The organism is Dehalococcoidia bacterium, from assembly GCA_022449765.1.
In the GTDB taxonomy this organism is placed as follows: domain Bacteria; phylum Chloroflexota; class Dehalococcoidia; order Lucifugimonadales; family Australimonadaceae; genus UBA2963.
Genome location: JAKUPZ010000010.1, coordinates 1 through 13,798, shown reverse-complemented (window position 1 = coordinate 13,798; position 13,798 = coordinate 1). Strand labels below are relative to the sequence as shown.

The following is a 13,798-nucleotide window of genomic DNA, read 5'->3' as shown; positions in this document are numbered from 1 at the left end:
TATGACTGACGATAACGCAATAATTAGGTTTGGGACTGATGGATGGCGAGCACTAATTGCCCGCGATTACACTTTCGAAAATATTCGAAAGGTTGCTGAAGCAATATCTACATATTTACATGATCACCAATTGAATTCTCAAAGCATAATCATCGGATATGATTCGCGATTTGGATCTTATGCATTCGCTTGTGAAGTTGCTGAGGTAATGTCATCTCGAGGAATTGAAGCACTCATCTCAGACAGCATCGTGCCAACTCCAGCAGTGAGTTACAACATTATCCAAAAACAAGCGGGGGCAGGAGTAGTTATAACTGCCAGCCATAATTCATGGGAATGGAATGGATTGAAATTCAAACCTTCATTCGGTGGTAGCGCTCCTCCAGAAGTTATAGCCGAGATAGAGTTGCTGATTGAAAATCCTAAGGCTCTCAATCCCCTTATGGGTAAAAAACAAAAGTCGATTCCAGCAAAATTAGTTGATCTGCGTAGTTCCTACCTATCAAATTTATCTCAAGCCGTAAACTTACAATTAATCCGTGAATCAGGTCTCAGCGTGCTGGTCGATTCAATGCATGGTGCGGGAGCGGGGTATCTAAGATCTCTTCTAGAAGGTGGCAAAACACAAATTACAGAAATCCGTGAGGAACAAAATCCTATTTTCCCGAATATGAAGCAACCAGAACCAATTGAATCAAATTTGCATCCTGCAGTTGAGCTTCTTAAGAAAGGTGGGTACGAAGTTGCAATTGCAAACGATGGCGATGCTGATCGGTTAGGTATATTAGATGAAAATGGGGAATATATTGATACTCTCACCATCTTTTCATTGCTATGCCTGCATCAGCTTGTAAACAAAAGTCTTACAGGCACCATAATTCGCTCAATTACCCAAAGTAACATGATTAACAAATTAGCGGAAAAGTATGGAAGTACCGTGATCACCACTCCGGTGGGATTCAAGTTCCTTGGACCCGCAATGATGGCAACAGATGCAATTGCAGCTGGAGAAGAAAGCGGAGGTTACGCATTCCGAGGTAACATACCTGAAAGAGACGGGCTACTAAGCGGGTTGTTGTTCCTCGAACTAATGGCGCAAACAGGTATGAAAGTTTCAGAGTTGGTTCAACATTTGCACTCTGAAGTTGGGGATCACTATTACAACAGGCTAGATATTGATTATTTCAACCCTTCAGCAAAAATTAATTTAGTTGAAGTTCAAGAGTCTTCTCCGTCTTCTCTTGCAGGTCTTAAAATCCAAAGAAAAGAGCTGACTGATGGGCTATTATTTTCTCTTGAAAATGGGTACTGGGGATTAATTAGACCCTCAGGAACAGAGCCTCTTGTTAGGATATACGCAGAAGCAGATAGCCCTAGCAGAGTAGCAGGGATTCTTCATGAGATGCGTTCGCTCATTTCACTTTAACTTCGAGGTATTACCTCTTGGTGTATTGAGGGGCACGACGAGCTCGTTTAAGTCCGTATTTCTTACTCTCTTTAATCCTAGAGTCACGCGTAAGGAACCCATTTTTCCGTAACTCAGACTTCAAACTGGGGTCTGCAACAAGTAGCGCTCTCGATATTCCATGCCTCAATGCATCTGCCCAAGAAGAAATTCCACCACCCTCAATTTTAGCTACTACATTAAACCTATTGCTTGCTGCAGGAATACTATCAAATGGTTGAGATGCACGTTTCTGCCAATCTAACCAAGGCAAGGCTTCTTCTAAAGTTTTTCCGTTAATCACCATAGCGCCAGTCCCACCAGGGTATAGGCGGACCCTAGCAATAGCAGATTTACGTTTTCCAGTACCATAGTAGTAACTTTGTTGAGTTGTCATTACTTACTTTCTCCATCCTTCGCTTTACTATTTGCGGCGCGGCGGCGGGTCGAAGAAGTCGCTACAGCACGTTTAGTAGGAGAAGTCGAAGCTTTACCACGTGAAGCAGAAGTTTTCTTGGCACCGTCAGATTTTGTGTTCGTTACAGGCTTATCCGCAGAAATATCTGGTTCTTGTACCTGCTCAAGAATCGTTTCTTTATTATTTGCAATCTTCTTAGTAGCTGATGTACCCATTCTCAATTGAGCATCATGAGGATGAGTATTACCCGAATATACTTTTAATCTACGTAACATCTTCCTACCAAGCCTGTTGCGTGGAAGCATCCCTTTAACCGAAAGCTCAACAACTCGCTCAGGGAATCTACCAAGCATTTCTTCAAGCGTTCTTGTTCGAAGGCCTCCAAGGTATCCTGAATGTCGGTAGTAAACTTTCTGAGTTAATTTATTGCCTGAGGTTCCAATTTTTGACGCGTTTACCACTATTACATAGTCTTCACTAAGTTGGTGGCGGCTATAATCAGCCCTGTTCTTTCCCTGCAGAATACTTGCAACCTTAGTAGCTAAGCGACCTATACGTTCACCATCGGCATCAATAAGATGCCATTTCTCAGTACGATCTGTTGGTTTAGTATGTCTAGTTATTCGTTGTAATTGCATTTTCCCTCCACGGGAGTCCCGTGTATTTCACTTCCCTAAGCGTTAATCCTCGAGCGGGGAAAACTTTCTGCGCCGCACCTTGAATTCCGCTTGTAAGCATTTGCTCAAATTTTTCTATTGTTGTCTTTGAATACCCCACGTCAACCAAAGCCGCAACTGTCCTTCTAATCTGCTGAGGCAAAAACGCGTTTCCTTCAAATTCAACCGCAATTTCATCGTTGTTACGCCAAATGTCTATTCGGCTTAAAAGCCTCGTATATGACTTTCCTGCTGGTTGACTGCCACTGAATGCCCGAAAGTCATGTGTCCCTAGTAAAGTTGCCGCTGCAGACTGCATTTTGTTTGTATTTAGTCCAATCCTCACTAACTGAGCAAAATCTTTACGAAAAGGAGACCTATGCTCGCTTTCCAAAAGCCTATACCTGTACACCCTGCTTAAAGCATCTCTCCTAGGGTCAAATAACCCAGAAACCTCGTAAGCACTCTTAATAGCTATATCCTCACATAAATAGTTGTTTAATCCTGAAACTATCTGCGGGATAGGAAGTACACTCTCAGTATCAAAAGCTGCAACTTGACCCGTAGCATGAACACCAGCATCTGTCCTACCAGCACCCCTCAAAATGGTTTCTCTTCGGGTAAGCGATTCTATTGCGTTTTCTATTTCCCCCTGTACTGACGAAGCATTTTTCTGCCTTTGGAAGCCTGAAAAATTTGTTCCGTCGTATTCAATGACTAAAGCAATCCGCCTCGTCATAAACTCCTATACTAACTCCAGTAATGCCATAGGAGCTGCGTCGCCTTTTCGAGGCATCAATTTAACCATTCTGGTATAGCCACCAGGACGGTCAGCGTAGCGCGGCCCTATTTCATCAAATAGTTTTTCAACAGAGTCCTTATCTGGAAGGACAGCCAAAGCTTGCCTGCGACTATGCAAGTTTTCCTCTCGGCCTTTACTAATGATCTTTTCCGCAATCGCTTTAACTTCACGAGCTTTCGCTTCTGTTGTCGTTACACGCTCATGCTTAATTAATTGCGAGACTAAGTTGTATAACATCGACTCTCGATGTTCTGTTCTACGGCCTAAGGTTCGGCCTGATACTCGATGACGCATATTTACTCTCCACTTACCTCAGCTTCCAACACAACTTCTGAATCGAGATCCCCATTAACACTAAAGTCAGGGTGATCTATTCCTAATTCACGTAATCTTTCATCAAGCTCAGTCAATGATTTCTCTCCAAAATTCCTTATCCTGAGCAATTCATCTCTAGTTTTCTCCAGAACTTCGCCCACTTTATTTATCTGTGCTCGTTTTAAACAATTCAGCGTTCGTGCTGTCAAATTCAAACTCTCAACAGTCAAATTGTACTGAGAGGCGGGAATTGCAGAGGCCCAAGTGGGTCTATCACCTTCTTGCTGTTCTTTTTCAGAAGCAGTAGAGAATCTGAAGAAATGCTCAACTAGCTCGCGGCCAGCCTGATTAATTGCATCCACTGGCGCAATAGCACCATTTGTCCAAATTTCGAAATTTAACCGCTCGTAATCTGTGTGCTGCCCTACTCTAGTAGATTCAACAGTGAAATTAACCTTCCGAACAGGGGTGTAAATTGCATCCACCGGCAGGACCCCTATGGGTAAGCCTTCACCAGAGGCAGCAGGCTCGTAGCCAACACCACGCTCAATATTCATTTCTATAACTAGCTTGGAGTTATCGCCATCCAATGTGGCTATATGCATTTCAGGATTAACAACTTCAAAATCAGACGACGACATAATATCACCGGCTGTTATTTGGCCTGGACCTGTAACCTCCAGTCGAAGCTTTCCAGGGCGATCAGTGCTGGAGCGTAAATTGATAGACTTTATGCTAAGAAGAATATCAACAACATCTTCTTTTACATTTGGAATAGTCGAATATTCATGCTCAACACCCTCTATGCGCACCCAGTTAATTGCTACGCCTTCAATAGAGCTAAGTAATACACGCCGAATTGGATTCCCAAGTGTAACTCCATACCCACGCGGCAAAGGCTCTATCGTAAAAACGCCATAGGTATCTGTAGTCTCGTGAACACGCACGCTTGCTTGCGGAACGGGTGCCGCATCAACTGCAGCTTCATTTGGCTCATCATAAACAAATTCCAACATCTTTAAATCACATCCTTCAGCACTAGTCGAAACGAGTGCACCTCAAGAGGTCTTGTTAACGGGAATAAAACTCCACTACCATTCGAGTCTCCAATCTAGAGTCAATATCTGACGCTTCTGGAACTCGATTAACTTTCGCTGTCATTTCGCCTTTATCAAGCGAAATCCACTCAGGCACGGGACGTTGGCCAACAGTCCTTATAACATCCTGTGCAAATTGCTTATCTTTGCTATTTGGCTTCCAAGCAACAACCTCACCTGCTTTAACCCTGTAAGAAGGTATATTCACTTTCTTACCATTAACGGTGAAGTGACCGTGAAGTACTCTTTGTCGTGCTTGAGCACGAGAGTCCGCAAATCCTACTCGATAGGTAACATTATCCAATCGCCGTTCTAACAACTGAAGTAAATTGTCACCAGTTGCACCTGGTAATCGAATTGCATCACCAAAATATTTTCGGAATTGGCGCTCGAGAACACCATACGATTGACGAGCCTTTTGTTTTTCTCGTAATTGAATGGCCCAATCAGAAGCACGCCGCCTGCGAGGCTGTTGGTCTCCAGGTGTCTTCCGTCGTTTCTCTACGCTACATTTGGGCGTAAAACACCTTTCACCTTTCAAAAAAAGTTTTTCCCCTGATCGTCGGCATTGCCGACATACTGGTCCTGTATATCTTGCCATATTATCTCTCTATGTCCTGCGCCGTTTAGGTGGACGGCATCCATTATGTGGTATGGGTGTAACATCTCTAATACTAGTCACGGTTAGTCCTGCACCTTGAAGAGCTCGAACTGCAGATTCACGTCCAGCACCAGGGCCTTTGACATAAACTTCGACTTGCCGTAACCCATGTTCCATTGCCTTCTTGGCAGCAGTTTCAGAAACTCTTTGAGCAGCAAATGCCGTTCCTTTACGAGCTCCTTTAAATCCCACTCCTCCAGCTGATCCCCAAGCAACAACGTTACCCTCGGGGTCCGTCAACGACACTAGAGTATTATTAAACGTGGCGGTAATGAATACTTTGCCACGAGGCACAAACTTACGTTCACGCCTTCGAGTTCTTGTTCTATTGGCCCTAGCCAAGGTGTCCCCCCTACTTCATTATGCGTTTCTTATTCGCAATAGCCTTACGACCACTGCGTTTAGTACGCGAGTTAGTTTTTGTACGCTGCCCATGCACCGGGAGTCCACGGCGATGCCTGATTCCTCTGTATGCACCAATATCGATTAGACGCCTTATGTTGTCTTGAACTTCTCTGCGAAGATCACCCTCAACCATGTATTCTTGATCGACTATCTCTCGAATTTTTGTCAAATCCTCATCGGATACATCTCGAACACGAGGATTACCTAACAATCCCGCTCGCGCTGTGATCTTTACCGCAGCCACGGGTCCAATCCCATGAATACTACGTAGAGCGATTTCAATACGCTTATTATCGGGAATGTCTACATTTGCAACACGTGCCATTTATCTTACCCCTGCTTCTGATTATGCCGTGGATTCGTACAAATAATACGAATTATTCGATTCCTTCGAATCAAACGGCACTTATCACATCTTGGTTTTATTGACGCCCTAACCTTCACATCAAACTCCTGTTTATTTGAACCTGTAAGTTATCCTACCGCGCGTTAAATCGTACGGAGATAACTCAACCAACACTCGGTCACCTGGAAGAACACGGATAAAATGCATTCGCATTTTCCCAGATACATGAGCTAGTACTTCATGGCCATTAGCTAATTCCGCTCTGAAACTAGCATTAGGCAGTGCTTCAAGGACTGTAGCCTCAACTTCTATAGATTCCTTTTTAGCCATTCGGCAATTTCATCCCCTAATCCACCTTAGTTGTAATAATTGGTTTGCCTTCAGTAACTATAATTGTGTGCTCAAAATGAACAGATACTGAACCGTCTGCAGTTACTACTGTCCAATCATCATCCAAAACCTTAGTTTCATCTCCGCCAAAATTAATCATCGGCTCTATCGCAATTGCCATACCTGGCCTGAGTATTGGCCCTCTATCTGTAGGTCCAAAATTTGGAACAGATGGCTCCTCATGTAATCTACGGCCAATTCCGTGTCCCACATATTCTCTAACAATCCCGAAATTGCCTCGCTTACAAATCTCATTCTCAATCGCATTAGAGATATCACCTATACGATTCCCCGAACGAACTTGTTCTATCCCAGCAAATAATGCCGCTCTGCCAGTCTCAATTTGATCTAATGTAGCAACATTCTGTTCGCCGACGGCTACCGTGATAGCGGAATCTCCGTATAACCCATCCACGATCGCACCTAAATCAAGTCCTATTACATCACCATCAGCTATGACCCTGCTGCCTGGGATCCCATGGACAATTTCTTCATTAACAGAAACGCAAAGGGTTCCAGGAAATCCCCGGTACCCTTTGAAAGCTGGAATCGCACCCCGTGAACGAATTTCTTTCTCCGCAATTTGATCAAGCTCGTAAGTCGTCATTCCTGCACAAATAGAATCCCGCAAGACTGTTAGGACTTCACCCGTTATACGACCAGCATCGATCATACGATCTAGTTCTAAAGAGGTTTTGACCGTAATGCCATTTGACGAGCGGCCTGAAGTAAGGCCTCTATTTAGGCTTTTCAAAAAAACCGTTTTTGAATTCATTTCCATCAAACGCCTATTTTACTCCACATTAGTCATTACGAAAAGCCATCACTTAAAGTAATTGCATTTCCTAAATCCGACGTGACAAGGTCTACCTCTTGCTCTCCATTGATACGTACTAATTTACCTTGAGATTGGTAATACCCTATCAATGGTGTTGTCTGTACGTCATATGTGTCTAACCTTGCCTCAACAACTTCGGCTCTATCATCTTCTCGCTGGTATAAATCTCCTGAGCATAGATCACATTTACCCGCTAATTTTGACGGATTAAATACTTGATGGTATGGAGTCTGACAGTCGGTGCATATCCATCTTCCGGATAATCTACGAATCAATTCTTCTTTGCCAACCTCAATTAGCGGAGCTTTATCAATTTCTTGGCCTTGGCTCAGCAAAGCGTCATCCAATGCTTCAGCCTGCTCAACCGTCCGAGGAAACCCATCAAGTACATATCCATCTGAAGCATCGTCCTCATTCATGCGTTCCAGAACCATGCGAATAGTTAAGTCATCAGGGACCAATTCCCCTTTGGCCATATATTCTTTCGCTAAAATTCCAAGCTCTGTACCTTCACCAAGATGCTTACGGAAAAGATCTCCGGAAGCAATGTGAGCCACTCCTGCGGTGTTCGCTATAATGAGTGCTTGGGTCCCTTTGCCCGCCCCAGGTGGGCCTAAAAGAATGACGCGCTTGCTCATTTTATGAATCCTTCATAATTGCGCATGAGCAATTGTGCTTCAAGTTGACGCATGAAATCCAAAGCTACCGAAACCATAATAAGCAAGCTTGTGCTACTTAAAGTAAGTGCTTTAATTCCCGTAATCTGAGTAAAAAAGTATGGCATTATCGCAACTAGACCTAGAAAGAGAGCCCCTCCCCATGTAATTCGCAATATCACTCTATTAAGGTATTGCTGTGTCGGGACACCTGGTCTAATGCCTGGGATGAAGCCCCCATTTTTTTGTAAATTCTCTGCGAGTTGCTGCTGCTGAAATACTATCAACGTATAAAAAAATGTAAAAAGTACAACAAGCAGGAACACTGCGATCCAATACCATACTGAAGTTGGGGCAAATACAGAGACTATAAAACCCGCAAAGGTTGAGATAAATCCAGAACTAGAAGGGTTATAGACGAAATTTGCAATAGTCCCAGGTAGGACCATTATGCTAAAAGCAAAGATTAAGGGAATCATACCCGCGGAATTAACACGTAGCGGTAAATGAGTAGCTCCAGACTGCCGATACATCCGCCCTCCGCGAAATACACTTCTACCGTATTGAACCGGAATACGTCGTTGAGCCTCATTAAACACAACAATAAAATAAATTAAACCCAATCCAATCACTGCAGTGAGCAATAATCCGCCTGAGTTATCTCTGGCTTGAAATCCTTGGCCCAACATCATCGGAAGACCTGACACAATCCCCGCGAAAATAATAAGAGATATCCCATTGCCGATACCTCTTTCTGTAATAAGTTCTCCCATCCAAACAAGAAGCATGGTTCCACCTACAAAGCTAATAACTATTGTAAGAGTTTCAAATGCCCCAGGGCCAAAGAAACTTACAGGAAAGGTGAAAACACCAGCTCTAGAGAATAATAAAAGCTGCCCGTAACCTGAAAAGAAGGCAATAGGAACTGTAATCCAATGGGTTATTTGGTTAATTCGTTGCCTGCCGCTATCACCCTCTCTCGCAAGTGCTTGTAGCTGAGGCAAAACAGGAGTTAGTATCTGGATCACAATTGACGAAGTTATATAAGGGAATACGCCCAGAGCAGCAATGCTCATATTTCTAAGCCCTCCACCGCTGAAGAGATCAAAAAATGGGATCATTGAATTACTTTGAAATAAATTACCTAGAGCAGTCCTATCAACCCCGGGAACTGGGACATGAGCTAGTAATCTAAAAATGATTAACATCCCTAATACGAAAAGAATCCGGGCCCTAAGGTCCGGTGCTCGAAAAGCGTCGATCATTGCCTGAATTAAAGCAGGTCGACCAACAGGTCCATTAGTTCCAGTTTGACCAGCTCTCAAAAACTACCCCTCCTGTACCGATCCGCCAGCAGATTCAATCTTTGCTCTAGCAGTTCCTGAAACTTGGACACCCGAAATTGAGATTGGGCGACTGATTTCACCAAATCCAAGAATTTTTACAGGCTTATCAGCGTGCCTTATTATTCGCAAGGACTCCAAAGTAGCAGGCGATAGTTCATTAATTTCTGCAGGTAACGCGTTTAGCCGATCAACATTGACAACTTGGTATTCCGTACGAAATGGGTTTTTAAATCCTCTCAAACGAGGCAATCCTTTTATCATTGGGTTCTGTCCACCCTCAAAACCAGGGCGAACACCACCTCCAGATCGAGCCTTCTGCCCTTTCATTCCCTTACCAGAATAGGTACCTCGGCTGGCGTCTCCACGTCCAACCCTTTTACGCTTAGTTCGGTTTTGAGCTGATCTCACATTGTGCACTTGCATAACTAATTTTCCTCTCCAGCTCTAACGCTTACTAAATGCCTGACTTTATGCACCATCCCCCTTATGGTTGGGGTATCGTCATGCTCAACCTCGCCGTTCAGACGATTGAGTCCTAAGGCCTTGACAGTGCGCCTCTGACCTTGATCCGAGCCTATCTGGCTACGGACGAGTTTAATGCGTAACTTAGCCATTCCTATTCCTCTATGACCTCAGGCTTGACCTGATTGACTTCTTCGGTAGCCTGATCAGCTGGATTAGGCTCTTTCTTCTCACGATCCTCTCTGTCTCTCCGTGAACTCATTTCCCTTCTTAAAGGTAAGCGCCTATCCGGAGCAGGAGGTAAAATAGCCCGACCAGAAGACTGGGCTTCCCTTGTATCACTACTTTGCAATTGACTCAAACCCTGCAGAGTGGCTTTCACAATGTTTATGGGGTTTCGACTCCCTAATGCTTTGCCTACTACATCTTTGATTCCAACTGCTTCCATCACTGCACGTACCGCACCTCCAGCCTTGATTCCTGCACCAGGCCTAGCAGGGCGTAACAAAACTTTTGAAGCTCTAAATTTAGTGGTAACCGCATGAGGAATTGTCGAACCTTTTAAGGGAACTGTCACCATTTCTTTCTTAGCAATGGTGACGCCTTGGCGGACAGCGTCAGGAACTGCCTTACCTTTCCCAAGGCCAGCACCTACACTTCCTTCGCCATCGCCTACCACCACCATCGCATTAAAGGTAAGGTTCCTCCCTCCTTTAACGACTTTTGCTACGCGACGTATTTGAACTACTTTTTCTTGTAGTTCTAATTGATCTTCATTTGTTCGTTCCGTTGATACCATAAATTAAAACTCTAATCCTTTTTCCCGGGCACCATCAGCAAGAGCTTTTACCCGTCCATGGTAGCGATAACCGCCTCTATCAAAGACAACCGACTTTATTCCTGTGGAAGTTGCTCTTTCTGCTAACAACCGCCCAACTTCCCTCGCAGCGTCGGTCTTCGCTTGAGAATCTACAGGTAGTTCGCGAGAGCTAGCTGAAACCAAAGTATGCCCCTGCTGGTCATCAATAATTTGCGCATAGGTAAATTTTGAGCTACGAAACACATTCAACCTTGGTCGATCCGTAGTCCCGCTCAAAGATTGACGCAATCTTTTATGACGAACAATTCGAGCAGCCCAATTTGTTTTTAGTTTTGCCATATTTAAGCCCTCTTAGCAGCAGACTTACCAGGTTTTAGGCGCACTTGTTCTCCTGCATAACGCACTCCCTTACCCTTGTACGCATCAGGCGGTCGAAGGCTACGAATCCTAGCTGCTTGCTCTCCAACAATTTGCTTATCTATCCCGCTAATATGAAGCCTGTTATTTCCTTCAACTTCAAAAGCCACTCCCTCCATTGGTTCTACAATTACGGGGTGACTAAATCCTAGTTGCAAATTAACCGATTTACCCTGAGCCTGAAGCCTGTAACCAACAAGCTCCAATGTGCGAGTGAATCCGTCATGGACTCCAGTAACCATATTGGCAATCAGCGCGCGAGTTAAACCATGCAAAGCACGCTGTTCTCTTTCATCCGAAGCGCGTTCTATCACTATAGTTTCGTTCTCTTGACGCACAACAATCTCAGAGTCAATCATTTGCCGAAGCTCACCTTTTGACCCTTTGACCACAACCTCGGCACCAATTCTCTCAACTGATACTCCGGAGGGTATATTTATTGGTTTATTTCCGATTCGAGACACTGATAACTCCTACCAAACGTATGCCATTAACTCGCCACCGATACCGCGATGGTAAGCATCTTTACCTGTCATAATCCCTTGGGAGGTGGAGATAATCGAAATTCCTACGCCCCCAAAAGCCCTTGGAACCTGCTTAGTTTGGACATGCACTCTTAACCCAGGCTTACTCACTCTTTTTAATCCTGCGATAGCAGGACGTTGGCTCTCTGAATAACGCAATTGGAGGGTTAAAACATCCTGAGGCTGCTGCTTCACAACGTTGTAATCTTCAATAAAGCCTTCAGCTTTTAAAATCCCAGCAATTGATACCTTAACTTTAGAAGAAGGTAAATCGACATCAGGATGCCCTACTAGATGAGCATTTCTAATTCGAGTCAACATGTCCGATATAGGATCCGTCATTGTCATAAATTATCCCCTACCAACTAGCCTTTCTAACTCCAGGAAGTTGACCTGTCAAAGCCATCTCCCTAAAACAAATTCTGCATAACCCAGTAAAACGATTGTAGGCTTTGGGACGACTGCATCGATTACATCTATTCATAAGCCTAACCTTAAAGGGCGGTGTACGTTTCCATTTAGCTATTTTACTTTTTTTTGCCACTTTTCAATGTCCTACTTTACTTCTAATTGCGTGCAAAAGGCATCCCGCATAATTCGAGTAATCTAAATCCTTCAGCATCAGTTTTTGCCGTTGTAGTAATAACCACCTGAAAGCCTCTTACTCTGTCAACCGAACCATAATCAATTTCAGGCCACACAATTTGTTCTCTAAATCCGAGAGAATAATTGCCTCTTCCATCAAAGGCATTTCTCTTCACACCACGAAAATCTCTGATACGGGGCAAGGCTGTAAATAACATACGATCAAGAAATTCATACATTCGGCGACCTCGGAGTGTCACCATTACTCCTATAGACTGCCCTTCTCTTAACTTGAACCCGGCTATTGATGTTTTGGCTTTCGTAACTACAGGTTTTTGACCAGTTATTGCAGCTATGTGTCCAGGGACTGTCTCAATAGCGCGGTTGCTAGTCAATGCCTCTCCTAGTCCAACGTTAACTACAATCTTCGTGATCCTCGGAGCTTGCATCATGCTCGAGTAACCAAATTCCTCAATCAATCGAGGGCGAATTTCATCGCGGTATTTTTGCATTAATCGAGGTTGAGGAGCACTGTCGATTTTAGTCTTTGCTCTTTTAGTAGCAGTTTTACGAGACGGAGTTACAGCGGGTTCAGTGGCTGTAGTTTTTTCAGCAGCACTTACCGTATTCTTCGCTCTGGTAGTAGCACGAGCAGGGGATTTACCCGCAGCGCTGGAATCAGCCTTAGGCTTTCGCTTAGCTGGCTGCTTTGCCGATTCCTCTATTTGGTTGTTTTCGTTAGAATCTGTCGTCAACTGAACATCCCTTCACATTTCTTACACATGCGTGACTTAGTCCCATCTTTTAAAATCTGGTACCCAATTCGGGTAGGCTTGGAACATGATGGGCAAATCGGCATAAGCTTAGAAGTCTGAATTGGCATTTCTTTATCGATAATCCCTGCTTGCCTAGCGCCTTCTGCACCTGCACGAAGGTGGCGTTTTACCATATTCACACCTTCTACAAGGACTTGATCTTTTCCAGAAATCATCCGCTGGATTTTACCTTTTTTACCTTTGTCCCGGCCGGCTATCACCAAAACCTCATCATCTTTTCTTAAACGTGAAGCCACTAGAGCACCTCCGGGGCAAGGGAAACTATACGCATAAAATTACGCTCTCGTAATTCACGAGCGACTGGGCCAAAAATGCGAGACCCACGAGGGTTCTGAGCATTGCTGCCCTCTGCAGATCCTAAAATCACTGCAGCATTGTCATCGAATCTTATAGTTGAGCCATCTTGCCGTTTAGTTACCGCGCTTGTCCGAACAACAACTGCGCGCACAACTTCACCTTTTTTCACACCACTGTTTGGCTGAGCTACTTTAACCGAGGCTACAATGATATCCCCGACCCGAGCATATCGCCTTCGTGTTCCACCAGGTATGTTGAAACACATAATTTGCTTAGCTCCAGAATTATCTGCTACGTTTAATCGAGTTTGAGGTTGTATCATTTCTTCTCCTCTTCCTCAGCAGCAGCTTCAGGTGCCTCTTCAACAGCCGGGGCCTCTTCCTCAGCAGCAGCTTCAGGTGCCTCTTCAACAGCCGGGTCATCGGACGAGCCCGCGTGGGAACTCGAGTCACAGTGCGAGATCTCGTCTGCCGACGGCGGCGG

At 44.4% G+C, this 13,798-nt stretch carries 23 protein-coding genes and 1 pseudogene; 1 reads left to right on the top strand and 23 read right to left on the bottom strand.

The window, feature by feature from the left end; translation table 11 throughout:
- Position 1: 1 nt before the first annotated feature.
- Complete coding sequence (locus MK127_05700; protein ID MCH2532284.1) at positions 2-1,426, top strand: phosphoglucomutase/phosphomannomutase family protein; 1,425 nt, start codon at positions 2-4, stop codon at positions 1,424-1,426.
- A gap of 10 nt (positions 1,427-1,436) precedes the next feature.
- On the opposite strand, the gene rpsI is transcribed toward MK127_05700, so the two are convergent.
- The 23 genes and pseudogenes from rpsI to rplN form a co-directional block, all read right to left on the bottom strand.
- Positions 1,437-1,841 carry a 30S ribosomal protein S9 gene (gene rpsI, locus MK127_05695; GenBank protein MCH2532283.1) on the bottom strand — a complete coding sequence of 135 codons (405 nt, stop codon included), beginning with the start codon at positions 1,839-1,841 and terminating at the stop codon, positions 1,437-1,439.
- Positions 1,842-2,083: 242 nt separating this feature from the next.
- Positions 2,084-2,500 (bottom strand): annotated as a pseudogene (gene rplM / locus MK127_05690) (50S ribosomal protein L13).
- On the bottom strand, positions 2,478-3,257 hold the full coding sequence (gene truA / locus MK127_05685) for a tRNA pseudouridine(38-40) synthase TruA (GenBank protein ID MCH2532282.1): 780 nt from the start codon (positions 3,255-3,257) through the stop codon (positions 2,478-2,480). Before truA ends, rplM begins: the two are co-directional and overlap by 23 nt.
- 6 nt (positions 3,258-3,263) lie before the next feature.
- Entirely contained in the window at positions 3,264-3,614 is a 351-nt protein-coding gene (gene rplQ, locus MK127_05680; protein ID MCH2532281.1) for a 50S ribosomal protein L17, read from the bottom strand.
- A gap of 2 nt (positions 3,615-3,616) precedes the next feature.
- Entirely contained in the window at positions 3,617-4,651 is a 1,035-nt protein-coding gene (locus tag MK127_05675; protein MCH2532280.1) for a DNA-directed RNA polymerase subunit alpha, read from the bottom strand.
- A 55-nt stretch (positions 4,652-4,706) separates the two neighbouring features.
- The gene (rpsD, locus tag MK127_05670; GenBank protein ID MCH2532279.1) at positions 4,707-5,333 is read right to left on the bottom strand and encodes a 30S ribosomal protein S4; all 627 of its coding nucleotides are present in this window, start codon (positions 5,331-5,333) and stop codon (positions 4,707-4,709) included.
- A gap of 9 nt (positions 5,334-5,342) precedes the next feature.
- On the bottom strand, positions 5,343-5,735 hold the full coding sequence (rpsK, locus tag MK127_05665; GenBank protein ID MCH2532278.1) for a 30S ribosomal protein S11: 393 nt from the start codon (positions 5,733-5,735) through the stop codon (positions 5,343-5,345).
- A 10-nt stretch (positions 5,736-5,745) separates the two neighbouring features.
- On the bottom strand, positions 5,746-6,123 hold the full coding sequence (gene rpsM, locus MK127_05660) for a 30S ribosomal protein S13 (protein ID MCH2532277.1): 378 nt from the start codon (positions 6,121-6,123) through the stop codon (positions 5,746-5,748).
- A 5-nt stretch (positions 6,124-6,128) separates the two neighbouring features.
- The gene (rpmJ, locus tag MK127_05655) at positions 6,129-6,242 is read right to left on the bottom strand and encodes a 50S ribosomal protein L36 (protein ID MCH2532276.1); all 114 of its coding nucleotides are present in this window, start codon (positions 6,240-6,242) and stop codon (positions 6,129-6,131) included.
- A 13-nt stretch (positions 6,243-6,255) separates the two neighbouring features.
- On the bottom strand, positions 6,256-6,474 hold the full coding sequence (gene infA, locus MK127_05650) for a translation initiation factor IF-1 (protein MCH2532275.1): 219 nt from the start codon (positions 6,472-6,474) through the stop codon (positions 6,256-6,258).
- A gap of 16 nt (positions 6,475-6,490) precedes the next feature.
- Positions 6,491-7,309: a type I methionyl aminopeptidase gene (map, locus tag MK127_05645; protein MCH2532274.1), complete on the bottom strand. Its 819-nt coding sequence runs from the start codon at positions 7,307-7,309 to the stop codon at positions 6,491-6,493.
- Positions 7,310-7,344: 35 nt separating this feature from the next.
- Positions 7,345-8,010, bottom strand: coding sequence for an adenylate kinase (locus MK127_05640; protein MCH2532273.1), 666 nt, complete (start codon positions 8,008-8,010; stop codon positions 7,345-7,347).
- A complete protein-coding gene (secY, locus tag MK127_05635) occupies positions 8,007-9,293 on the bottom strand; it encodes a preprotein translocase subunit SecY (protein MCH2532272.1) in 1,287 nt (428 codons plus the stop codon). The genes MK127_05640 and secY overlap by 4 nt, the downstream gene beginning before the upstream one ends.
- Positions 9,294-9,356: 63 nt before the next feature.
- Positions 9,357-9,797 carry a 50S ribosomal protein L15 gene (gene rplO / locus MK127_05630; protein ID MCH2532271.1) on the bottom strand — a complete coding sequence of 147 codons (441 nt, stop codon included), beginning with the start codon at positions 9,795-9,797 and terminating at the stop codon, positions 9,357-9,359.
- A 2-nt stretch (positions 9,798-9,799) separates the two neighbouring features.
- Complete coding sequence (gene rpmD, locus MK127_05625; protein MCH2532270.1) at positions 9,800-9,988, bottom strand: 50S ribosomal protein L30; 189 nt, start codon at positions 9,986-9,988, stop codon at positions 9,800-9,802.
- Between the two features lie 2 nt (positions 9,989-9,990).
- Entirely contained in the window at positions 9,991-10,635 is a 645-nt protein-coding gene (rpsE, locus tag MK127_05620) for a 30S ribosomal protein S5 (GenBank protein MCH2532269.1), read from the bottom strand.
- A gap of 3 nt (positions 10,636-10,638) precedes the next feature.
- Complete coding sequence (gene rplR, locus MK127_05615; GenBank protein ID MCH2532268.1) at positions 10,639-10,995, bottom strand: 50S ribosomal protein L18; 357 nt, start codon at positions 10,993-10,995, stop codon at positions 10,639-10,641.
- A 2-nt stretch (positions 10,996-10,997) separates the two neighbouring features.
- Positions 10,998-11,537, bottom strand: a complete 540-nt coding sequence (gene rplF, locus MK127_05610) for a 50S ribosomal protein L6 (protein MCH2532267.1) — start codon at positions 11,535-11,537, stop codon at positions 10,998-11,000.
- Between the two features lie 9 nt (positions 11,538-11,546).
- Positions 11,547-11,945, bottom strand: a complete 399-nt coding sequence (gene rpsH / locus MK127_05605) for a 30S ribosomal protein S8 (GenBank protein MCH2532266.1) — start codon at positions 11,943-11,945, stop codon at positions 11,547-11,549.
- Between the two features lie 10 nt (positions 11,946-11,955).
- The gene (locus tag MK127_05600; GenBank protein ID MCH2532265.1) at positions 11,956-12,141 is read right to left on the bottom strand and encodes a type Z 30S ribosomal protein S14; all 186 of its coding nucleotides are present in this window, start codon (positions 12,139-12,141) and stop codon (positions 11,956-11,958) included.
- A 22-nt stretch (positions 12,142-12,163) separates the two neighbouring features.
- Positions 12,164-12,694 carry a 50S ribosomal protein L5 gene (gene rplE / locus MK127_05595; protein ID MCH2532264.1) on the bottom strand — a complete coding sequence of 177 codons (531 nt, stop codon included), beginning with the start codon at positions 12,692-12,694 and terminating at the stop codon, positions 12,164-12,166.
- A gap of 239 nt (positions 12,695-12,933) precedes the next feature.
- Positions 12,934-13,254, bottom strand: coding sequence for a 50S ribosomal protein L24 (gene rplX, locus MK127_05590; protein MCH2532263.1), 321 nt, complete (start codon positions 13,252-13,254; stop codon positions 12,934-12,936).
- On the bottom strand, positions 13,254-13,637 hold the full coding sequence (rplN, locus tag MK127_05585) for a 50S ribosomal protein L14 (protein ID MCH2532262.1): 384 nt from the start codon (positions 13,635-13,637) through the stop codon (positions 13,254-13,256). The genes rplX and rplN overlap by 1 nt, the downstream gene beginning before the upstream one ends.
- Positions 13,638-13,798 lie beyond the last annotated feature (161 nt).